The sequence below is a fragment of the Candidatus Pristimantibacillus lignocellulolyticus genome (genome assembly GCA_023639215.1).
Lineage (GTDB): Bacteria > Bacillota > Bacilli > Paenibacillales > Paenibacillaceae > Pristimantibacillus > Pristimantibacillus lignocellulolyticus.
In genome coordinates this window covers 4,775,701-4,800,283 of the sequence record CP097899.1, presented here as the reverse complement: position 1 = coordinate 4,800,283, position 24,583 = coordinate 4,775,701, and the positions used below count along the sequence as shown (strand labels likewise).

The 24,583-nt window shown below is 36.4% G+C and carries 12 protein-coding genes and 3 pseudogenes; all 15 read left to right on the top strand.

Annotated elements, in window-relative coordinates; all coding sequences use genetic code 11:
- Nucleotides 1–271: 271 nt before the first annotated feature.
- Nucleotides 272–1,420 carry a hypothetical protein gene (locus tag NAG76_20860; GenBank protein ID URN94242.1) on the top strand — a complete coding sequence of 383 codons (1,149 nt, stop codon included), beginning with the start codon at nt 272–274 and terminating at the stop codon, nt 1,418–1,420.
- Between the two features lie 288 nt (nt 1,421–1,708).
- Nucleotides 1,709–1,837: pseudogene (locus NAG76_20855) on the top strand (sporulation initiation factor Spo0A C-terminal domain-containing protein).
- A gap of 1,733 nt (nt 1,838–3,570) precedes the next feature.
- Nucleotides 3,571–3,927 (top strand): annotated as a pseudogene (locus NAG76_20850) (flagellin FliC).
- Between the two features lie 1,068 nt (nt 3,928–4,995).
- Nucleotides 4,996–5,253: pseudogene (locus tag NAG76_20845) on the top strand (hypothetical protein).
- Between the two features lie 468 nt (nt 5,254–5,721).
- Nucleotides 5,722–6,630, top strand: coding sequence for a sugar ABC transporter permease (locus tag NAG76_20840; protein URN94241.1), 909 nt, complete (start codon nt 5,722–5,724; stop codon nt 6,628–6,630).
- Nucleotides 6,631–6,653: 23 nt separating this feature from the next.
- The gene (locus tag NAG76_20835) at nt 6,654–7,478 is read left to right on the top strand and encodes a carbohydrate ABC transporter permease (GenBank protein URN94240.1); all 825 of its coding nucleotides are present in this window, start codon (nt 6,654–6,656) and stop codon (nt 7,476–7,478) included.
- A 120-nt stretch (nt 7,479–7,598) separates the two neighbouring features.
- Nucleotides 7,599–8,951, top strand: coding sequence for an extracellular solute-binding protein (locus NAG76_20830; GenBank protein URN94239.1), 1,353 nt, complete (start codon nt 7,599–7,601; stop codon nt 8,949–8,951).
- A 110-nt stretch (nt 8,952–9,061) separates the two neighbouring features.
- Nucleotides 9,062–10,834, top strand: coding sequence for a histidine kinase (locus tag NAG76_20825; GenBank protein URN94238.1), 1,773 nt, complete (start codon nt 9,062–9,064; stop codon nt 10,832–10,834).
- 17 nt (nt 10,835–10,851) lie between these two features.
- A complete protein-coding gene (locus NAG76_20820; protein ID URN94237.1) occupies nt 10,852–12,450 on the top strand; it encodes a response regulator in 1,599 nt (532 codons plus the stop codon).
- A 253-nt stretch (nt 12,451–12,703) separates the two neighbouring features.
- Entirely contained in the window at nt 12,704–13,750 is a 1,047-nt protein-coding gene (locus NAG76_20815; protein URN94236.1) for a hypothetical protein, read from the top strand.
- Between the two features lie 18 nt (nt 13,751–13,768).
- On the top strand, nt 13,769–17,479 hold the full coding sequence (locus NAG76_20810) for a DNRLRE domain-containing protein (GenBank protein ID URN94235.1): 3,711 nt from the start codon (nt 13,769–13,771) through the stop codon (nt 17,477–17,479).
- Between the two features lie 123 nt (nt 17,480–17,602).
- Complete coding sequence (locus NAG76_20805) at nt 17,603–18,628, top strand: S-layer homology domain-containing protein (GenBank protein URN94234.1); 1,026 nt, start codon at nt 17,603–17,605, stop codon at nt 18,626–18,628.
- A 222-nt stretch (nt 18,629–18,850) separates the two neighbouring features.
- A complete protein-coding gene (locus NAG76_20800) occupies nt 18,851–19,264 on the top strand; it encodes a zinc ribbon domain-containing protein (GenBank protein URN94233.1) in 414 nt (137 codons plus the stop codon).
- A gap of 32 nt (nt 19,265–19,296) precedes the next feature.
- Nucleotides 19,297–19,752 carry a hypothetical protein gene (locus NAG76_20795; GenBank protein ID URN94232.1) on the top strand — a complete coding sequence of 152 codons (456 nt, stop codon included), beginning with the start codon at nt 19,297–19,299 and terminating at the stop codon, nt 19,750–19,752.
- 457 nt (nt 19,753–20,209) lie between these two features.
- Complete coding sequence (locus NAG76_20790) at nt 20,210–24,568, top strand: S-layer homology domain-containing protein (GenBank protein ID URN94231.1); 4,359 nt, start codon at nt 20,210–20,212, stop codon at nt 24,566–24,568.
- The last annotated feature ends 15 nt before the right edge of the window (nt 24,569–24,583 follow it).

Here is a 24,583-nt window from a genome sequence, read left to right as displayed (position 1 = left end):
ATCTATTTCATTTGTGATGAATGTGAAGCCACATGGGAGAATTGGTGAATGCTTAGAATTTATCGTAGATTATAAATAATAAATCAAGCAATGACCACTTCTTAATAATTCTATTAGGGAGTGGTTTTTTGTGTTGTTAAAGTTCAGAGACTCAAGAGTAACATATAGCTATACGATAGGGAATTTTATACCATTATATGGTACTATTGTATTGATGAAAGAATGATTTTTTATGAAATATTGCCTAATCTAAATCAGTGGGGGTTTTGATGTGAACTTATATTATACAGGAATATGTCAACTTCTAAATGGCGATAAGGAATTAGAAGGCAATGGTTATCTTGTTAAAACTGAGGATGGTCGAGTTGTTTACTCTGACATTGCTCCTTTTAATGTTCAAATTATTACATTTGAAAAATTAGAGGATGCGCTTTTTGAGGGTACTAAACATATTATTAATGGATTTGTTAATTCTGATGATAACAAAGGTGTTTATGCCTTTAATTTATATGCTGATGAATACGATAGTTTCTATGTCTATTTAAATACAGATAGCTCATTTGAAAAAACCATAGAGCAAAACTATTCTCATTACACAGAAGATCGAAAAAATGATGTTAAGTATAATCAAGGTGATTTTTCCTTTCAATTTTTCCCGAGTGATATGGGCGTTAGCCGTGGAATAGTTGAGGGTTGCGAAAATGTAGCGAGTAGTATCAAGTATGAGGATAACATCGATAACATATCTCCAAATGATACCGCAATTATTGCATATGAGAGAAAAATATTTAATGATGGGTTTTATCTTGCGGCTTTCAATGCATTAAAAAGAATCGGGAATTCCTCAGAACTAGATAAGTTAAACAAATCCAAAAATTTCATTTACTATGCTTCTACAGGGAATGATTACGTGGATTATAGCCTTGTTATGAGAAAAACTATTGATAACCTTTTATTTTACAATTGTTTTCCTGAACTTAAAAATAAAGACGAAGAGTTTCAAGCTCACATAGAATATATTAATAGTAAAAGTATTGTCGAAATCATTGACTATTGGGAGGAAGCTCTTCAAGGAGAGTTTAATGAAGGTGCCCCCTATAGTTACATAAAGATGGAATATCAAATTTTTGAAGGTTTGAAAGTATTTAGTAACTCTATAGCGGAAGAAAATATACATAGATTAGAATTGAAAATTGATGATGATTTAAAAAATAATGTGATTAGAAATAAAGTTGACATATATCTAAAGACTTTAGAGTTTATAGAACTTAATGAAGATCTTATTAATAAGCTTCGATTAGTTCTAATTAAAGTTGAGAAAATAATAGGTGATGAATTTCTAAGTAATTATTTAACTCATATACAGAAAGAGATTGTTAAATTAATTTCAAAAAGTACGATGAAAGCTGATTTAATCTGAAAGTGAAAACAGACTCTTCAATAACAACTATCGTACATAAGGGAAATCGATAATATCTAGGAGCAGCTCTTCAAAACGCAGCATCTGTTGCAGTTATGTTCCTAACAACTGAAGCAGTAAGTGCATATGCAATTACTTTATAAGTTTATACACTTTGAACTTATGTTCAAATTTATCACATATTACAATAATCACAGACAGACAAATTGTGGTCATAAAACCTATAAATGCCTTGTGAGATGGGAAAAGTATATGGTTAATAAAAATCTTAAAACCCTTATGGCTCTAAGAGGCAACATCGACAGCATTAGCCACCTATTCGGCTATACAGTCAATATTAGCAAGTCTAAACCAACGAACTCGGAATTCATCGCGATGGTTGCGGATAAGCTAAGAATTGAGCATAAGGTGTCTTAGCCCAGCACGGTTACGGTATTTCATTCAGTAACTATTCCGATAAATTTTTTCACCTACTTCCGATAAATTTCGTTCGTATTCGAACCAAAAGCATATTTGCATATCGGTTATAAAAGCAAAAAAGCCTTGGACATTTACGTCTAAGGCTCTTTGCTTTTTCGTTTATTGTGAGTATACTCCGGGTCTTTTAGAGTTTTCGGTATGATTTCTTTTATTATAGTTAGAGCATCTACGTAACTGGCGGCGACGTGTTTATCGTTCTGAAATGAAAGCATATAGTCGTCAAGTGACTGTAAATTGAAAGATATTTACCACGAATATAAGTAACCGACGACTTGTAATTCTTTAACCGGTGGTCTACGATTTAATCTCTGCAACTATACGCATAATATCCTTGAAGCAGCGTTAACGGCATTCGGCATATATTCCAGGTCAAGTTTCGTCTGCTCTTCGAGTAACTCAACGCGTAACCTCTCAACTTTTATTGCTAATTTAAGTTGCGCAGCCGTTTTCTCATACTTTCTATATACCACTACCTCCTCTTTCAAATTCCACGATTTACCATAAACGGTATATTCGGACATGTACTCCTTTGAGGTGTAATTTGGATCATCCTGACTAGTAAACTAGGTATTTTGTTTATCTGTTTTACTTACACATCCTTTTAATATCAACGTCAATGTTATAAGTACCAATGTAATTCAACGTAAGATCTAGTAACAACTATTATCTTCGTATACCAAATATATCGATAAGTTCTATATACGTTTTTCTATAACCGTGATAGATATAGTGTTTCGGGCTACACCTATTTCCTAGGGTATTCGATAGGTCACGGGGGGGGGACGGCTAATGTCGAAGTTAAACGAAAGGGTAACGTAGTGTCTGAAAATTAATAACCCTCAAATTGTGCCGATTCGGATACTCGTACTACTATATAGCTGTATGCGCAGAAAACGGAGGTGATTCTTTCGTGATCGTAAAATTCGACGTTGGCTCCGTACGTTCCGGACTCGTCGCTGATAGGCGTGCCTATCGTAAAAGCGGAGAAGGTTCGGGACGCATCCGTACACGGACACGTTAAATACGATTTAGGCGAAAGTGGAGTGAGCACATTCTAGCTATGTGACTTGGAAATCAAACGGTAGACGTCACATTTTCAAAATTGATTATGAAATATGTGAAGTTTGCAAGGAGCGTAAGTGACGCCCTAGTATCATTAATAAGGGACGACAACGTTCAGTCAGATGACTGTATGGAAACTAAGATTGTATCCGAGGGAGGAAACGCTTTATGAAGGTTAACATACGAAAGTTACCGCTTCGTCAAATGTGGCAAACGAAATCTAAGAGTATCGAAGATGTAACATAATAAATGCGGATTTGATATTGGATAAGTTAAACAAAGATCTAGCAGGCGGTGGTGTGCGCTAATGTCTAACATCAACGTAACAATCGTATCTGACGATAAACACGTATCCGTGTAGACAACTGAAATCCAAACACACTTTATCGCTTTAACCGAATTCGTAATTATTAATCTGCTCATTATAGGGAGATTTAACTGATTTACAGAATTATATTATGCTTTGTTGCAGTTAGTCCAAGAAATAGGAGCCGCAATCGATAAGATTTTTAATTTGTAGTCTAAATTAATTAAAAGGATTGAATAATAATAATTATATGCCTATAATAGTGATAATCTGTAACAATATTCCATAAGAGGTAACTTATATGTATATTAGCACTAACCTTAATTCTATCAACGCGCATAGAAACTCAAAAATCAATAGTGATCAAAGAGCAAAAGCAATGGAAAAGCTTTCTACCGGATATCGGATTAATCGAGCAGCCGATGATGCAGCAGGTCTTGCTATTTCCGAAAATATGAGGTATCAAATTAATGGATTTAATCAAGCATCTAGAAATATACAGGATGGTATTTCTTTAATTCAAACTGCTGAAGGTGCGACGCAGGAAATTCATGCGATGTTGCAAAGAATGAACGTATTAGCAAATCAGTCTGCTAGCGGGACATATTCTGATTCGGATCGAGCAAAGATTGATTTAGAGTTCCAACAGTTAAAGCGTGAAATAAATAGTATAGCAGAGAATACGAATTTTAACGGGATAAATGTTTTGAATGGGAACAGACAGCTAACTGCTACAGATACAATTAATTGGGAAAAAGTTAATTCAGGTTCTGATAAACACTTTTATAATATAGCATGGAGTGGAACACAGTATTTAGCTGTTGGGTTTGCAGGCAATACGTTAGCCTCATATGATGGCACAACTTGGTTCGAACCACATTCACCCGTAACATCAGTAAATTTACATAGTGTTAAGTGGGACGGAAGTCAATTTTTAATAACTGAAGGTGGAAAAATTTATACAACTACAGATGGCGTAAATCGTTCGGGGTATAGTTATTCTTTTCCACCGCATTTTGATAGGTTATTTATAGCAGATTATGTGGGAGGAAAATATATTGCTGTAGGAGAGAATGGAGCAATTGCTACTACTACTAATCCTAATGTGGCGAACTCTTGGGTAGCACAAAATTCTAATACTAGCGAAATGCTCATGGATGTTGCTTCAAACGGGAGTGAATATATAGCAGTAGGAAAAAATGGGGTTATTTTAAAATCCTCAGACGCAATTACTTGGTCAGAACAAACATCTGGTGTGTCAGATGATTTGAGACAGGTAGTATGGGCTAATAATCAATACGTTGCAGTAGGAAGTGGAACTGTTTTAACGTCTGACGATGGACAGAATTGGGTGAAGCAACAGATACCAATAGCGGGGTTTGCTCCAAACAATTTGCTTTATGATGGCGAGAATTATCATATGGTAGCGGGATCAACTGTTTTAAGTTCAACTGATGCAGTAAATTGGGAAGTTTCTAAAATTGGAAGTGGATCTCAAACACAAGCAATTGTATTTAATGGAAAAGAATACATAGCAGTTGGAATGTTTGGAAATATATATAAGGGAACAAAAGATGCAATGGTCTCGCAAGGCATTGCGATTCAAAAAGGTGTAGAAGCAGAAAATTATCTTGAGATTGTTGTTCCAGATGTAAGAGTTTCAGTTCTAGGGATAAGTGATGCTAATTTAATTTCTAATAACACTTCAAAAACAGCATTAGTCAGTATTAATAACGCAATAAATCTATTATCTTCGGAACGATCAAGAATGGGAGCATATCAAAATCGTTTAGAACACACTCTAAATAACGTACTCACAAGTGCTGAAAATCTATCTGCTGCACATTCTCGCATAACGGATACTGATATGGCTTTAGAAATGACACATTTAACAAAGTCTCAGATATTATCAGAAGCGGGGCAAGCTATGATAGCACAAGCTAATACTTTGCCACAGAATATCTTGAAGATTTTAAACGCATAAGTATATAGAAGCATTAATCATAATAATATTAATTTCAAAAAGACGAACTATGTTTATAAAAAATCTAATTCGTCTTTTTTGTTCTATGAAAGTCAAGTTACTAATTATGTGAATATTTCCATTTTGAGCAACATATCTATTACTTTTCTTATAAATTAGTTATTTCAACTAATATGTTAATTAGCTTACAAGTTGCAAGTAGATTTAAGCCAAATCAACCCTTTGGCAAAGCCAAAGAAAAAAAGAACTGATAGAAGAATTGACTACAGTAAAGTAGTCAATTCTTCTATCAGTTCTTTTTCGTTACACTAGTGCATCCTTCTATTTTACTAATATTCATAGTGAATTCATCCCAAGATTGTCGGTTAAAAGTAAAAAAAGTTTCAAATTGAACAATTCTAGTTCTTAATAGCAGTCGCTATCTTTCTTACAATAATAGTATTGAAAAGGATACTGAGGAGGAGAAAGATGAAACAGAATGAACAACGGGCCCGCTTAAGTATGGGGACAAGAGAAAAAATTGCAGGATACTTATTTGTTGCTCCTTTAATGATCGGATTGGTTATTTTAACTTTAATACCAGTTGTCGCTTCATTATTACTAAGCTTTACGAATTGGAACTTCGTGGCAGGGGTTGGAGCAATTGAATTTGCAGGCTTTGATAACTTTATAAGATTATTTAATGACGATGTATTTATGAAAAGTTTACTTAACAATCTAATATTTATTATTACGGTGCCGATTACGATCGGGCTTGCATTGTTAATAGCTATTTTACTTGATAAGTACGTATATCTTAAAGATACTTTCAAAGTTATTTACTTTTTGCCGTATATTTCAAGTGTTGTAGCGGTAGCTATGGTGTGGCAGGTTCTTTTCCATCCATCACTTGGACCCGTTAATAACTTTTTGATCTCGATCGGGATTGATAATCCACCGAAATGGCTTGCTGATATTGACTTTGCCTTACCATCATTAATGATGATCCAAGTTTGGATTTTACTTGGTTATAATATCATTATTTTTATAGCTGGTTTGCAAGGAATTCCGAAAGATCTATATGAAGCTGCCGATATTGATGGTGCAAATGTATGGAAAAAATTCATTAACATTACAGTACCTTGTATTTCACCAACGACATTTTTCTTACTAGTAACAGGTATCATCGGAACGTTCAAGATTTTCGACTTAATTCAAGTGTTGACACAAGGTGGACCTGCCAATTCAACAACGGTTATCGTATATGAATTGTACGACACTGCATTCAATCAGCTGAAAACGGGATATGCATCAAGTATGGCACTTATTCTGTTCGTGATTTGTCTTATTATTACAGGTTTGCAAATGCTGGCACAAAAGAAATGGGTTAACTACTAAGCTTGGGCTCGGAGGAATAGATAATGAAAAATATAAATATACCAAAAATTGGTTGGACTCTGGCAATGGCATTGCTAGGTATCGTGTTTTTACTTCCATTTCTATGGATGCTTTCAACTTCATTTAAGACAGAGGCAGATGTATTTACTTTTCCGATACAATGGATTCCTCAAAATTGGAATGCAATTGAAAATTACAAAGAAGTATGGACTGGCGATTTCGTACAGTACTATGTGAACTCTATCTATATAACACTAGCAACGACTTTGATTAATGTATTTGTATGTGCATTAGCTGCATATGGTTTTTCTAAGTTACGTTTCCCAGGTAGAGATGCGATGTTTGTAGTTGTACTTGCTTTGTACATGGTACCGCCGCAAGCTTCACTAGTTCCTCAGTTTTTATTGTTTAATTGGTTAAATTTAATTGATACTCATGTTGGTTTGATCTTAATTAATAGTTTTAGTATTATCGGTGCATTTATGTTAAGACAGTTTTTCATGGGTGTTAACAATGAGTACCTTGAATCGGCTCGTATGGACGGTGCAGGACATCTCCGTACATTTTTCCAAATTGCGTTCCCACTAATTCGTCCAGCTGTAGCGACATATGCTATTCTACGTTTTATATGGACATGGAACGATTATCAATATCCACTTATTTTCATTAAAACAAAAGAATTATTTACGATTCAACTAGGAATACGTTTGTTCGGTGACCAATATGGTGATGTTTACTCGCTTATGATGGCAGGAGCAGTTTCTGCTATTCTACCGTTACTTATCATTTTTGCAATTGGACAAAAACAAGTTATTGCGGGTATTTCTGCCGGTGGTGTAAAAGGTTAAAGAAAGTCAAAATAGTTTCTTTTCAGTAAAATTTGAGTACTTTAGGTGAAAAAACAGTATGTTAGCATAATATTGTAAGCATTTACAATTAGTATTGATTATTAATTAGGAGGGTTTTAGATGAAAAAGAGAAAATTTTCAACAGTATTAATAAGTTTGACGTTGGCAATGTCTTTAGCGGCATGCGGAGGTAATGGAAACAATGCACCGAACGCTACTAATAAACCAGCAGATGCTAATGGTAAATCAGAAGCGGAGCAAGTAGTTCTTAAGTTAAGCACTTGGCAACCTAATGACAAAGCGAAGTGGGATGTCATTATTCCAGAATTTGAAAAAGAACACCCTGGCATTAAAGTAGAACTTGATTTACTTAATGAAAAAGGCGATTCTGTTGCAGCTATGCAAAAGCTAGACTTGATGGCAGCATCTAAGGATCAGCTAGACATTATCGAGCTACCTTATACAAACTATGCTCAGCGTGCGGATATTGGGTTACTTGAGCCATTGACAAGCTTCATTGACAAAGAAGGTTATAAGTATGAGGAAGAATATCTTGTTGATACAAAAGTAAATGATGAGATTTATGCACTTCCATCATCTATGCAACGTTGGTTTGTTCTTTTGAACAAAGATATGTTGGATGAAGCTGGATTGCCGGTGCCAACTGACTGGACTTGGAAAGAGTTCGAAGATTATGCGAAGCAATTAACGCAAGGTGAAGGTGCTACTAAGCGTTATGGTGCATATTTGCATAACTGGCCAGATTATTTCCAATTACAATTAATGAGTAAGTCTACAGATAATACATTCCTTAAAGCAGATGGAACATCAAATGCGTCAGATCCATTATTTAAAGCAAACTTGGAAATGATGAATAGAATGATGTATGAAGATAAAAGTGCAAACATGTATGAAGATATTATTTCTCAGAAGCTAGCTTATCGTAATCAATATTTCAATGGTCTTACTGCAATGTTGCCAATCGGCGACTGGATGGTTGCTGAATCTGGCGGTACAGACGCTATTCCTGCTTCGTTTGTAACTGCATTTGCGCCAATTCCAAAAGCTGAAGGTGAAAGCAAGCACTATTCTCCAGTACAACCGACTTTTATGGGGGTAGCAGCTAAGTCAGAAAACAAAGAAGCAGCTTATACTTTCGTTAGATGGTATACAACTAAAGGTTTGGAAATCGGAGGACGTGTATTCTCTGGTTGGGCAAATTCAGATACAAACAAACTTGTTGATACAATCGTGGCTGGAGCTAAAGACCCATCCAAGATCGATGTAGAATCATTGAAATATACAATGGAAAACACTAATCCAGGTGTCGCTCCAGTTCCTGCGAAGTATGCTGATGAAGCGAAAAATACAGTTATCCCTGAGGCGGAATTGTATATTCTAGGCAAACAAGATGTGGATACAACGATCGCGAACATTGACAAAAAAATTGCAGATATTGTTAAAAATAACTAAGCAAGAAAATGTTGATGTAGATTTCGGATGAAGGTTATGTATAATAAGTTGGGACAGGAAATTGTAAATTTTCCTGTCCCAATTTCAATTTATGTAAGGAGACTACATCTGTGTTTATTCAAAAATATTCTTTGCGTATGAAATTGGTATGGTCGGCTTTACTATGTATTCTAATTCCGCTCATCATAATATATTTTTTTACGAATTATTTTACGAGAGACATTATATTAGAGAGGGCAATATCTAGCGCAGAAAATACGCTGAAGGTGACGACAACCGAAATTAATGGTGTTTTTGAACAGACATTAGAATTATCGAATTTCGTACTGATGAGTAGTGAGATTCGTCAAATGCTCTTAGTTAATCGGGATGAATTAACAACGAGTGAAAAAAAACAAGATTATAATCTCAGCTATAGTCGGTTATCCGGTACGTTGGATGATCTCTTTGCTCCAAAGGATGATTTTTATGTAACCATCCTAGGAAAGAATGGCTATATTTATACAAATTACTCGTATAGTGAATTTAATCCCAACATATTTTACGAAAAAGAATGGTTTCCTCTTTTGAATAATATGCCTGTTTTTTCTTCTTACTGGCAGGGAGAAAACTTTAATTATAATAAAAATTCAGCTCATTGGATTACAATTGGTCGCCCGATTAAGCGAGCGCTTAATAATTCAATTGGTTCCGTGATTGTGAATGTGAATGAACGAATGATTCGCTCTCGTCTAGTAAATGATGATAATCAAACTATGATGTTAATAGATAATGAAGGAACAGTGATTTCTCATGCTGATTCGACGGAAATAGGCAAGAAGATGTCTTGGTGGTCGGAGGACGGGAATCCACGAACGATAGAAATTGGGCAGAAAAAGTATATTTATGTAGAGCAGTGGTTGGAAAGTAATGATTGGCGAGTCGTTAGCCTAATTCCTTATTCAGCAGCCATTGCAAAGAATAATCAGGTTTTATTTATTAGTTTTATCGTTCAAGCATTATTTTTTACTTTATTTTTTGTCGTATTAATTATTCTTATTTCTGCATTAACTAAACCAATTAGAAACTTAAGCAACTTTGTCACTACCATTGGAGAGGGGCAGCTTAATGCTCGGAACGGAATTAGAGGCCCTAATGAAGTTGGTCGTTTAGCTCGGACGATTGATCAAATGCTAGATCGTATCCAGTCGATGTTTGAACAAATAGAAAGTGAACAGGCGAAGAAGCGCAAAGCTGAGCTTGAAATGCTCCAATCACAAATTAATCCGCATTTCATGTTTAATTTGTTGAATTCGATACGCCTCAATATTCTCGAAAAAGGCGATAAAGAAAATGCACAATTAATTAGCTCGCTCTCATCTTTGTTGCGGATGACAATTAATCGTGATAACGAATTCATCTCTCTTCAAGAAGAAGTGAACACGGTTAATCATTATGTGAAATTGATGAATTTTAGACATGCCAATCAAGTTGTACTGGAAAATGCTTTTGATAATGAATGCGGCAAGTTATTAGTTCCACGATTTATGATACAACCTTTAATTGAAAACGCTATTATTCATGGGTTTGAACAATTTGATGGAAAAATTGTTATCGAAGCAAATCGTACATACAAGGATGAGACCGCATTTTTGAAAATATCAGTTCGGGACAATGGAAAAGGGATGTCGAAAGAGAAGCTAGATAAGTTGAAAAAGGTTCGATTAAACATTGAAGAAGAACAGGATATTACAGAGGTTGATAAGATTAAAGGTTTCTCGGGGATCGGTGTCAGCAACGTCGTTCAGCGGCTACAATTAATTCATGGTAAACTTTTTCATTTCGATATTCAAAGTGAGCCCGATGTAGGCACGGAAATTATTATGGAATTCCCATCAAAATAGAAGGTGAAGTGATCTTTGTGCTAACAGCAATTCTAGTAGATGATGATTATCCGGTAGTAAGATATCTTTCAAAGTCTCTTCAATGGGGAGAACTAGCTGTTGAGCTTATTGGTTGTTATTCGAACGGTCTTGAAGCTTGGGAGGCTGCAGGGTTGAAAAATCCAGATATTATTATTACCGATATTGGAATGCCCAAAATGAATGGATTAGAAATGTTGGAGAAATTTACAACCGTCAATCCTAACTTTAAAGCTATTATATTGTCTTGTCATAATGAGTTCGAGTACGCGCAACGAGCGATGAAACTAAATGTTGGAGAATATATTTTAAAAGAAAGTTTAGATGTGGATCAGCTGCAAGAGATTTTGAGAACAGTAGTGCTAGAAATAAATTCTGAGAAAAAGCGTTCAGCAGAAATGATCATGTATAAACAAAAAGAGTCTATGAATCAATCGGCATTAAAGGAAAAGTTTCTGAAGGACACTTTATATCAATCGAATTGGACGAAAGTGGCCTGGATTGAACAAGCACGTCAAATAGGTATCTCTATGCAGGCAAAATATTACATACCAATGGTCGTGTCAATCGACCGCATGTCAACGCTTGCTAATTCACGTAAAATGAACGATTACACCATTTCTTTTGCCGTTGAAAACGTTTTGCAAGATATTTTGGAGTCTAGTCAATGTACCATTTTTCAGTATAGTTACAGACAGCTAGTGATTCTTTTTTGCTGTGATGATCCAGCGAAGGAGCAACAAACCATTTACTATGCGATGCAGCAATGTATTTCAGCGATTCAGCAGTATTTGAAAATATCAGTCTCTTGTTTTCAAGGTCAGGGATCTCTTAATCCGAAAGAAATTCAAAATGTGTTGAGACCAATGTTGAAAAATACGGAGCAATGTTTTTACTTAAATGAATCAAGGATTCATCGATTTGAAGTAACTGTGTTTTCCAAGGAAGATATATATGCGGAATATTCACAGTTATTTTCTGCGATTAATAATAGTATTGCACTTAATCAACCGGATGCGCTGTGTACTCAGATTACTGAATGGACCAAAGAAGTAAGAAACAAAAAGTTTCATCCTAGCGATGTGAAAGAAATGGTGTTGCAATTGCTTTTAGATCTACAGATGAAAACGAAGATTACCCTTCAAGTTCAACAAGATTCAACAAGAGATAAGTTGTATGATGTAGTGAACTCTATTGAATCATTAGATCATTTAAGAGATTGGATTGTCGATTATTTAAGCAATGTAACGAAACAATTAAGCATGTTAGTAGTCAGTTCTACGAGGACGGAAGTTATAAAAGCTCAGCAATTTGTTATTCAACATGTGACAGAGAAGATTACATTGGAAGATATGGCTAATTATTTGAATTTAAACTCAAGCTATTTTAGCCGATTGTTTAAACGTGAGACAAACCAAAACTTTATTGAGTATGTCAACAAGGTGAAGCTACAGAAGGCGAAGGAATTACTACAACAATCTAATAAGCCGGTTGAAGAAATTTCAGATTATTTGGGTTACGCCAATAAAAGTTATTTTATTAAACTGTTTAAAAGAGAGATGGGGATAAAGCCTAGCGAATATACTGCATGGAAGTAAATGAATACTTATTTATGGTCGAAGAAATAGAACGTAGCAAGGAAAAACTCTGGATGCAGTATAATCCAGAGTTTTTTTTGTGCGTCTATGTAAAGAAGTCGAATTTGTTAGTAAAAAGTAAAAATAATATACTGTTAGCGATAATTCAGATTGCTAATATGAGTAGGATCATATAAAAGGTAGTATTGATTAGCTAGTCGCAATGTATGCAGTTATGAAAATTCGACGTGTAAAGAGGGGGGATTTAAACTCGATGAAAGTAAAAAAAGGTAGACGAAGTTGGAAACGTCTAGCCTTGCTCGGGCTACCTGTGCTAGTAATCCTTATGATCGGCATTTGGCTAGGCGGGGCTTCGATCGAAAGTGCAACTACGAGCCGCAGTTCTGTATTGTTGTCCATTAACGGTATAGAGATACCGGAAGAAGAATTCAGAATGTTTCTTCAAGACGAAAAAGCAATTACAGCGGACTATTTTTCACAAACATATGGTGCAGAGTACAATGAGCATTTTTGGAATACCGATTTCGAAGGTGAAAATCCGATACAATTTGCAAGAGAAAAAGCGTTAAGCAAGCTAGTACAAGTAAAGGCTGAACAGCAGCTAGCAGTCCAACATGGTCTGATTAGAAGTGTTTCGTATGACCATATTAAAAAGCAAATGGATAAGGAGGATAATCAGTTTGGTGTGGAATCGTTGGATGGGATCCAACAATATATGGTGTATCACAGTAAATTGGTAGTGGATGCGAAAAACTCTTTTAAAGTGAAAGCGGTTTCCATACCAGAAACTGAACTGCTTCAGTATTATGAGTTGAACAAAGCAGTTCGTTTCAAATTACCTGATCAAGTTGAAGCTCTTGTCATTACTTTGGAAGTACTAGATTTTGAGAATATGGATGAAGTGATTTCGAATCTTATTGATGAGATTCATAGCGGAGTAAAGATAGATGATCTTAAGAAGAAGTATTTCAGCCAGTATGGTTACGTCATTCAACATAAACAATACGGGATAGATGAAGGGAAAGACGAAAACTCATCCGAGCTTGAAGCACATTTGAAGGAACTTGCTTATGGACTAATTATTGGTCAAACGAGCACACCAACTGAAATTAGCGGACAGACGTATATAGTCGTTTGTTTGGATAGAGAGGAAGAGCCAGTTAGTACGTTTGATGAAGCAAAGTTGTGGATAGAAGATGTTTTGCAGGATGATCACTTTATGCAGCAGGTTGAGAAAGAGAAAAGTAATCAAGTCATGTATGTCAATGAAGAATGGTTCAATCAAATTCAAATGAAATAAACTTAAAGGAGAAAAGTAATGATGAGAATTCGAATTAAAATGACAGCGCTTTTATTGGCGGTAATGATGATTGCACAAAGTTTGAATTTTGTAGGTGGCGGATCGGTTTCTGCTGCAGAGATAATCGATCCAGTAATTGCAGGGGATGATCAATCATCATCCCCGATTAAAGCAAATTCGTTATATGGTACGACAGTACGTGGAGGTTCTCATGCTGATAAGCAGGCAACGACAGGCTCCACTACAATTGCTAAAGAACTCATTGAAACGAAATGGGCGGGCGATATGAGCTTTAGCAGAAGAGGACATATGGAGTTTGATATGTCTGCTAGCTCGAACATCGACTGGAATAATGTACAAAGTATTAAGCTGACGATGTTTTTAAAGGAACATACAGGTAACGATAAGACAGATACGATTCAAGTTTTCAGAACAGAAAAACCTTCAATAAGTGAAGAAAACTGGACATGGAATAATACGCTTGGGTTAATGGATAACGCTGTTGCAATCGGTGAACAGACGTTTACGGATGCGAATACCGGCACATGGGTTGAAATTGATGTGACTGATTTGAAGGAATCACTTCAGGCAGATGCTACATCACCTTTTGCTTTAGCTCTTTATCCGAAGGCAAAGGCAGACAATGGAGGAATCCGTTTTTATTCTCAGCACCAAGAATCAGGTAAATACAAACCATATTTAAGCATTTATCAATCCGAATATGTGGATACAATTTCTCCAACCGTTAAAGTTATCGGATTAACAGATGGCCAGCAATTAATCGAGGAAGATTTAACGTTTACGATCGAGGCTTTAGATAATGTAGATGCTAATCCGGCAATTTTGTTGACGGTGAATGGAGTTCCCGTAACAGCTGCAAATGGAAGCAATACAATCAGACTGAAGTCTGGACAGAATATGATTACGATTGCAGCAATGGATGCTGCAGGTAATGTATCTGAAACAAAACAATATACTGTTAATTATTCGAAGTCACAAGTGATTCCTGTAACGGGGGATACCTATACAGATATTAGAGAGTTAAACAAGAACTTTAATGGCGCAAAAATGCAATTAAAAGAGCCAGTGGGTGGCGGAACAACGAGAAATATTTATCTGTCATTCGCTTTACCTAGTAATGTACCTTATGTGAAGGAAGCAGGCATTGAGTTATTTTTAGCAGAGCTGATGGGGAATGAAAGAACATCGGAAGTTATTAATATCTATGAGGTTTCTGGGTTCGATGAAACGACGCTAACTTCAGGTAATGCACCTGCCATTGGTGAGAAAGTAGCCGATGCTGCATACAGTAGGGTATCTGCTAACGCATATCCAAATAGGTTTGTCAGATTAGATATCAGTGAGTTTATTAACAAAAAGTTAGCAGCACAACAATCTGGACTCGTCTATTTCGTGTTGAAAATTGACAATGGACATGATCAAAAAGGTGCTTATTTCCTAAGTAAAGAAAACTCTCAAGCAGAAGCGCCACGCCTTGTACTCGTTGAAGGCTTGCCAGCTCCTACACTAGAAGTAGTGGGAATCGAGGATCAAGCGATTTATTCAACAGAAAGTATTAAAGATGTAGCGATTAGTGCGAAAAGTGTGAATGATACGATTCAAGTGGATCTAGAAGTAATAGTTAATGATGATTTAGTTGCACCAAACATCAATGGTCAATATGATGTCCCATTGCAATTAGGAACAAATACGATCAAAGTGACAGCAAGTGATGAAGCGGGAAATACGGTTGTGAAAATGTACACGGTGACACGTCTTCAAGGTGCAGCAACTGGTGTTTATTATGTGGACAGTGAAGCTGGTGACGACAATAACGATGGATTAAGTGAACAAACGGCATGGAAATCGCTTGAAAAACTGAATGCAATTCAATGGCAACCGGGCAGTAAAATATTATTTAAACGTGGTGGAATATGGAATGGTCAATTTAGACCTAAAGGATCAGGTACAGTAGAAGCGCCAATTATTGTAGATGTATATGGTGAGTCAACGAGTAGACCAATTATTAATGGTGGCGGTATTTCTAATAAAGATACGAATAATGCATTTGCCGAAGGTGCTGTACATTTATACAACTTATCCTATTGGGAGATTAATGGAATAGAAGTAACGAATAAAGGTGCTATAGTATCAGAGGCTGCGCGAGCAGGGATTATGGTAGTAGCTGGTGGTAATGGATTTGTTGATCATGTTCATGTGAAAGATGTATATGTACATGATATAAACTCACATGACGACGCTCAAAAAATATCAGGCGGTATTATTTTCAGAGGGGATACCGTTGATGAAAAAGGCAATATCACAAATGTCTCATCTGGTTTCCGAGATATTCTTGTAGAAAATTCTCACATTAAAGATGTTGCTATTGAAGGCCTTCGTACCAAAACATATAAAAACGGCAGCGATACAGGCAGTATCAAAAATGTCGATGTCGTGTTTAGAAATAACTTGATCGAAAATATTTTGGGAGATGGTATTGTTATTTCCGAAATGGCTTCGGGCGGGTTGGTAGAAAAAAATATTATTAGAAGACACAGTATGAGCCCTAAATCTAGAAACTATGCGGGACTTTGGTTGTATCAAACCGATAAGGTATTAATTCAAAACAACGAAGTTTATGATGGGGTTCATGGCTATAATGACGGCGAAGCGTTTGATTTTGATATTAGTGCAACAAACAATATTTATCAATATAATTACAGTCATAATAATAGAGGCGGCTTCCTGCTAACAATGGCGAGCGCAGGGGTAGGCAATGTGTTCCGTTATAATATTAGTAAAAATGATGGTAACGGCACAGAAATATTCTTCTGTATGAATGATCGTACTGCAATTTATAACAATACGATCTATATTGGAGAAGGTATGAAGGTGCTGTATTTGATCAAAGAAAACAATATTCAAAACATGTTCTTCAAAAACAATATCGTACATGTTGAAGGTAAGCTTGAAAAATATTCACAAATGACGACATCTTATGATGCTCCAAATGTATCGAACAATCTGTTCTATCCAGCGAGCGTAGCAAGCTTACCGGGAAGCCCGAATTCATATTCAACATTAGTAACAGGACCTGCTAATCTTGTTAGTCCTGATGCAGAAAGTATCGTCATGGACACTTGGACACAGCAAATATGGGATACGAATATAGCTAACTTCAAGCTTACAGCTGATTCACCTGCAATTGATGCAGGAGTAGTTATTCCTAACTCGGGAGCACATGATATTTACGGCACGCCGTTATATGCAGGACAACCAGATATCGGTGCACATGAATTTACTGTAGTTCAAGTTGATCGTACAGCTCTAAATGATCTAATTAACACAGCACAATCAACACATGATGCAGCATTGGAAGGTACAAATGCTGGTCAATACCCGGTAGGTTCGAAAGCCGTCTTGCAGGATGCAATTCATAGTGCAGCTGATGTAGCTAAAGATACTGATGCAACGCAATTGCAAATTAACGAAGCGGTAGCTACTTTGAATACGGCATTAGAAACGTTTAAGTCTGCAGTATCTATCGGGGTTCCAGGAGATGTGAATGGTAACGATAAAGTAAGCATTGAGAATCTAGCACATATTGCAAAACATTATGGTAAAAAGTTTGGTGATGCAGATTGGAACGATGTAAAGTTTGCTGATATTAACAATGATAATAAGATTGATATTGAGGATCTTGTAGCTTTGGCAAAATTGATATCGTAGATTTGACAATCGTTATGCAAGCAATCCTAATGAATTAACAAGCGTATATACTCGTAATTTAGGAAAAGATTAATCATCTCCTAACTTACGATAATCGAAACATCAAAAAAGGAGTGGACATATATGAAGAGGAAAATATTAATGTTTTTATTGGTTGGTATCATTTGTACAGTTAATTTCATGCAAGGTTCAGCTCTTGCAGCAAGTACCTCACAGTTTCAATTAACGGCAGACAAGCTAGAACTGGAACCAGGTGAAGTCGTTACGTTGGCGATGAATGGAAAAAAACTGAAAGATATGTACGCGTATGAAGCTACATTCACTTATGATTCTACTAAGCTAGAATTTATGGAAGCTAAATCACAATTAAAAGGATTTTCCGTAGCTCCAATGATAAAGGATAATGAAATCACACTTGCACATACGAAAGTTGGAAATAGTGCTGGCGAAAATGGAGATTTATTAATTGTAACATTAACATTTAAAGTGAAAGAAAGCGGTATAGCCGTAGTGAATTGGAACGCTATGAAAGTAGTAGACAGTCAACTTCAAGCAAATAGTTATGCAGTGAATGAAACGGCATCACTTACTATTGCAGGTCCGATCGTGAATCCAGTCTCATTTACCGATATTAATGGTCATTGGGCTGAAAAATCGATTATTGAAGCAGCAAACAAAGGTTTGATTGATGGATATCCTAATGGGAAGTTTCTACCAAACGGTTCCATTACACGGACAGAATTTGCAGTAATGTTATCAAGATCATTGAAGCTGGAAGTGCAGGACGAGCTTACATTCACTGATGCAAGCAAAATTCCGAATTGGGCAAAATCAGATGTTGCTAAAGCGGTAAAAGCTGGATTTATCCAAGGTTATCAAGATAATAGCTTTATAGGTGACCAACCAATAACTAGAGCAGAAATTGCGGTAATGGTTGCTCGCAGTTTGAACTTGAAAGCTGCTGACGGTTCCAAACTACCATTTGTTGATAGTAGCAGCATTCCAAGCTGGGCTAAAGGATCGGTAGAACTAGCAGTTGATAAAGGAATTATGCAAGGTAGTAGCGGTAATAAATTTGTACCGAATGATAACGCAACAAGAGCAGAAGCGACAGTAATGATATTAAGACTATTGAGTTTAGATAAGTAATTCTCAAAACCTTCGGATGTTATAAATCCGAAGGTTTTTTTATAAGAATCAAGAGAGGAGCAATGTTGATAGTAAAAATCGTATTAAAACAGTCCTATTAGGAATAAAACTCTGTATCTAATAAATCGATTCTTTAGTAAAATGGAAATATGACCCATAATATAAGTTAGTAAAGGCAAATTCATCATATTTTATTACTACATTATAGGAGAGGTGATACAAATGAGTAAAAGTGTAAAACCAGGTCGAGGTCCTTCTGCAATGGGAGCTGTAGGAAGTGTAGCAATTGGATTATTCGGAATCTTTTGGACCATAACGGCGGCAAGCATGGGTGCTCCGATCTTTTTTGTGTTTTTTGGAATAATATTTGTAGGAATTTCTATTGCTCAAGCGATTTATCATTATAATAATGCAACAGCAAAAAATAGAATGTCTCTATTTGATATTACTGAAACTAATGAAGAACCAGATCCGCTGAATAGGTACATCAATAATACGCAGGGGCAAGATTATAATCAATTTAACGAACAAATAAGTAATACAAGTAGTTTTAGTTTCTGTCCTTATTGCGGTAACAAGATAAATGATAGTTCATATAGTTACTGCTCGAAGTGTGGCAAAGAAATTAAGGGATAGATTTAGTGAATGTTGTGAAATGAGGACAAAAGTTGAATAAGAAATGTGAAATTAGTTTGCCAATTTCTGCCTACGGACAACCGATCATTTTCTCAATACATTTGGTAATACAGCTGTCTTTTTTTATAAGATTTGATAACATATCATTTACTTCTAATTTGTTAAATTGGGTTATTATTGTGTTATCTTTATCTGTAATTATTATTCAACTGATCTCAAATGCAGGATTTACTAAAGAAATTGAAATTACAGAAAATGGCTTAAAGACGAAGAAATTGGAGCTTCCTATAAATAAGATAGAAAAATTAATAATACAAGGATACTTTATCCAAAGTATAGGTATTAAACAAATTGGGAAAAGATTTGTAAGTACGAAACTACATTTTAGATTTAAACATAATAGTGAACTTCAAATACGTGAGTGGGAACAATGGGCTGAGGAGAACGGAATTAAAGTAGTAAAAGGTACAATATATACATGGATATGATTAACCCCCGGAAATACCGTTATGTATGGATGTAGAGATCCGATACATTACGGTATTTTTATGATGGAGATAGATTCTAAAGGATACTTAAACTTGAAACACTTCGCACTCACCTCACAGCATCACTTGCTTTATATAATCATATAAGAAATCGATTTCATTTTAAGGGAAATAATGTACACACTATAATGTGTGATAAAATCGATATATTCAAGGGATTATCATTTTATTAAATTACTATTTTTGTATTTTATTATTGAAATCGATTTCATAAAATGATATTATCTGCTTAGTGGGACAATAAACACACCATATCAACATTAAGAAAGTGTGTAATCTTCGTTCCGAAAGACGATGGAAATAGAAAGGGGAGGTGATTATATAATAGCTGAAGCTTGAAGGCAGCAATTAGAGAAATGATAGATTTTTAAATAATATTGAGAGGGGTAATGACAACATGAAAATAAAGAAATTATTAGTTCATACATTATTGGTAAGTTTCTTATTTACGAGCTTTAGTAGTGCAAGCACACCTAGCGTATCTGCGGCCGGAGGAGAGTCAGTCAACGTATGGATGACGACTGGTGATAAGTCAAAGCTTCTTGAGAAGCAAGCGGGTTCACTCGAATTTACTGACGAAATTCTTAAGAATGAACAATATACTATAAATGTAAACGAGTCTGTAACTTATCAGACTATGGATGGTTTTGGTGGCTCTCTCACAGATTCCTCAGCATGGCTTATACACGGAATGGAAAAATCATCTCGTGACGAACTTATGAATAATTTATTTGGTAGAACTGGCGAGGGTGTTGGATTCAGCTATGTGAGACTTCCGATGGGAGCGAGTGATTTTGCAAGAAGTATTTATACATATAACGATATTCCAGAAGGTCAAACAGACCCTAATCTAGAACATTTTTCAATTCAACATGATAGCGCATACATTATTCCTGTTCTTAAGCAAGCACTGGAGATTAATCCTCAACTTAAAGTAATGGCATCCCCGTGGAGTGCACCAGCGTGGATGAAGGAAAATGGTTCACTTATGGGTGGTAAGCTTAAGGCAGAGTATTATGACGTATATGCTCAATACTTTGTAAAATTTATTCAAGCATATTCATCAGAAGGTATTACTATTGATGCTGTAACTTTGCAAAATGAACCGCATCATCAGTCTTCTGATTATCCTAGTATGCTAATGGAGCCAGAGGATCAAGCAGAACTAGCGAAGCATCTTGGTGTAGCTTTAGAAAATGCTAACATCGATACTAAAATTATTGTGTGGGATCATAACTGGGATGAACCAGATTATCCGATTGATATTCTAAAGGATGCTGAAGCAAACAAATATATTACAGGAACAGCATTCCATGGGTACGCAGGAAAAGTGGAAAGTCAATCGCTAGTAAAAGATTTATTTCCTGATAAGGATATTTATTTCACAGAAAGCTCTGGAGGAGAATTTGCTCCTGACTTCGCCAGCAATGTCGTATGGGATGTACAAAACTTAATTATTGGTGCTACGAGAAATTGGGCGAAAACTTCTTTGAAATGGAATATCGCACTTAATGAAGAATATGGACCTAGAGTAGGTGGTTGTAAAGACTGCCGAGGAATCGTTACAATTAACGAGAAAGACCAATCGGTGAAATATAATGAAGAATATTATGCATTTGGTCAAGCGAGTCGCTTTGTACTGCCTGGTGCAGTTCGTATACAGTCAAATACATTTGGTTCTGGTAATATTGAAAACGTTGCCTTTAAAAATGTCGACGGTTCAAAAGCTTTAATCGTTCTAAATTCTTCATCGCAACAAAAATCATTAAAGGTTAAATGGGGATCACGTAACTTTAGCTATTCACTTCCAGCGGGTGCAGTTGCGACCTTTGTATGGGAGGGAACACAGGTAGGAGCTTCAGCGATGAATCCTTATGCTAGAACGCAAGCTGAACAATACAATGAAATGAATAATGTAACCGCAGGTATTGCTACCGATGATGGTGGTGGCCAATATGTAGAATCAAATGGCAGTAATAGCTATGTCAAGTTCGATCAAGCTGAATTCGTACATGGAACAGCTAGTTTACAAGTAAGGGCAGCAGCTGTAGGAGACGGGAAAATTGAGTTTCGACTAGGTAGTCCCACAGGTGAATATGTTGGTGAAGTCAATGTTTCTGATACCGGCAGTCTACAATCATGGAAAACGAAGTCAGTTAAAATCGATGGTGTGACAGGAACGCATGATCTTTACGTTGTACTAAGTGGTTCAGTTCGCTTGAATTGGTTCCAATTCTCAACAGATTCCCTTCAAGACAATACAAACTACTTAAACATTGGTGGAGGATTTGAAGAAGGTAATCTTGTAGGCTGGGAAAGCAGAACACCAGAAGGGCAAGCTGCTGTTCATAAAGTCGATGGAGATAACCCACGAACAGGTAATTATAAATTAGGACATTATGCGAGTGAAGCATATAAACAGACAACTTATCGTAAGATACAAGTGCCCAATGGAATATATACAGCATCCGTATGGTATCAAAAGGGTGGAAATACGAATGTAAGTCTGAATGCAAGTCAATATGGTGGAGCAGATATAAGTGTGGCTGCACATACTACAGACTATGTAGGTAACTGGACTCAGCTTGTTATTCCTGCGATATCCGTTACGAACGGTGAACTAGAGCTAGCAATCACTTCTGATAATGCAGCTAATGAGTGGGCATCATTTGATGATGTACAATTATTCCGTCAGACGCCAAAAGCTCCAGTAGCTGCTCAAGGAGATCAAGTAGTTGATACCCCACAAGATGTAAGGGCAGTTGTACAAGACGGACACAATATCGTAGTGAATTGGTCATCATCGACTGGTGCGGATTCCTATAATATTTACCGTTCAGTGATCCATTCTGATGACGAAGAAAATTCTAGTTATGTTAACTATCAACTGATCAGTGTTGTATCAGGAGATGTAAGCTCATACACAGATAAAGGATTAAGAGGAGAAATGACTTATTCCTACCGTGTAACGGCAAATCAATCTTCTGCGCAATCTGCGGCATCAGTTGCAGTAGTCGCAACAACGGCAACGGGATCACATAAAATGGTTCCTCAAACGCCTGTTGGACTGACGGTTGAACCTACTGTTAATGGAGCAAAACTTGTCTGGGCAGCTAATACAGAAAATGAATTTTTAAGATATCATATTTATGTAGATGGAGCTAAGGTTGCATCTGTAGATTCTGCAATAGATTCGCGATATACCGTAACTAATTTGAAAGCTTGGAAAAACTATACATTTTCTGTATCAGCAGTCAATAATGTTCTTAATGAATCAGCACAATCAGCAATAGTATCAGGAACACCAATTGCGGCAGCTGAACTGGTTTCTCTCCCTAATATGGACTTCGAATTAGGTGATCTTACGCATTGGCAGCAGTGGCATCCAGAAGGTCAGGGTCTTGCTGGCTTTGTCGATGATGACGGGGCACGAGGAAAATATAAGCTTACACATTGGGCTGGAGCAGATTATAAGCAATCTACATTCCGTAAAGTAGAAGTACCTAATGGTTTGTATAAATTAAAAGTATGGGTACGTACTGGTGGAGGTCAAAATAGCTTACAGTTAGAAGCGAAAAATTATGGTGGAGATCAAAAAACAAAAGACTTGCGCAGTGCTAGTGGCGGCACATGGACTGCTTTTACGATTGATGGAATCGAAGTAACAAATGGACAAATAGAGATTGGTATTACTTCTGATGCTAAAGGTGGAAACTGGGCTGCTATTGATGATTTTGAGCTGTACCAATATCCAGCACCAGAAGTAGAGCCAAGTAATCCTGATTCTAATCAAGGCTCTGATCATGTATTAAGTTCACCAGAATTTAAATTAGTAGCTGATAAGCTTGAGCTAAAATCAGGGGAAATGGTTACGCTAACGATGAATGGCTCAAAAGTAAATGACATGTACGCTTATGAAGCTAAGTTCACTTATGATGCTACTAAGTTGGAGTTGTTAGAGGCTACATCGCAGTTAAAAAGAGTTTCGGAAGCTCCAATTAAAAAAGGTAATGAAATAATAATCACTCATACGAAGACTGGAAATGTGGCGGGCGAAAATGGTGATGTGTTCATTGGAACGTTAACATTTAAAGCGAAGGAAAGCGGTTCAACATTAGTAAACTGGAATGCTATGAAAGTGATCGATAGCAAACAAATTACAAATAGCTATGTAGTCAATAAAACGGCATCACTAGTTATTTCGGATGCAATTGTGAACCCTATTTCATTTGACGATATTAAGGGTCATTGGGCTGAACAGTCAATTATTGAAGCAGCAAGTAAAGGCCTAATTAATGGATATCCAGGTGGGAAGTTCTTGCCAAACGCTTCTATTACACGAACAGAATTTGCCGTAATGCTATCTAGAGCGTTACAACTAGAAGTACAGGGAGAGCTTGAATTCGCTGATGCAAGTAATATTCCGAATTGGGCAAAAACTGACGTTGCAAAGGCGGTAACAGCGGGATTGATCCAAGGTTATCAGGATGATAGCTTTAGAGGAGATCAACAAATAACACGAGCAGAAATTGCAGTAATGGTTGCCCGTAGTTTGAACTTGAAAGCTTCTGACGGCGAAAAACTAACCTTCGTTGATAGTAGCGATATTCCAACCTGGGCGAAAGGCTGGGTAGAGCTAGCTGTTGATAAAGGTATTATGGAAGGTCGTAGCGGTAATTTATTTGTACCGAACGACAACGCAACTAGAGCTGAAGCAACTGTAATGATTTTACGTTTGCTAAACTTAGATAAGTAGTACTCAGAGGCTACC

Bases quoted from the DNA above. Each gene is read 5' to 3' on its own strand.
- NAG76_20830 (URN94239.1), top strand. From the start codon at position 7,599: ATGAAAAAGAGAAAATTTTCAACAGTATTAATAAGTTTGACGTTGGCA.
- NAG76_20790 (URN94231.1), top strand. From the start codon at position 20,210: ATGAAAATAAAGAAATTATTAGTTCATACATTATTGGTAAGTTTCTTA.
- NAG76_20840 (URN94241.1), top strand. From the start codon at position 5,722: ATGAAACAGAATGAACAACGGGCCCGCTTAAGTATGGGGACAAGAGAA.
- NAG76_20815 (URN94236.1), top strand. From the start codon at position 12,704: ATGAAAGTAAAAAAAGGTAGACGAAGTTGGAAACGTCTAGCCTTGCTC.
- NAG76_20810 (URN94235.1), top strand. From the start codon at position 13,769: ATGATGAGAATTCGAATTAAAATGACAGCGCTTTTATTGGCGGTAATG.
- NAG76_20805 (URN94234.1), top strand. From the start codon at position 17,603: ATGAAGAGGAAAATATTAATGTTTTTATTGGTTGGTATCATTTGTACA.
- NAG76_20800 (URN94233.1), top strand. From the start codon at position 18,851: ATGAGTAAAAGTGTAAAACCAGGTCGAGGTCCTTCTGCAATGGGAGCT.
- NAG76_20835 (URN94240.1), top strand. From the start codon at position 6,654: ATGAAAAATATAAATATACCAAAAATTGGTTGGACTCTGGCAATGGCA.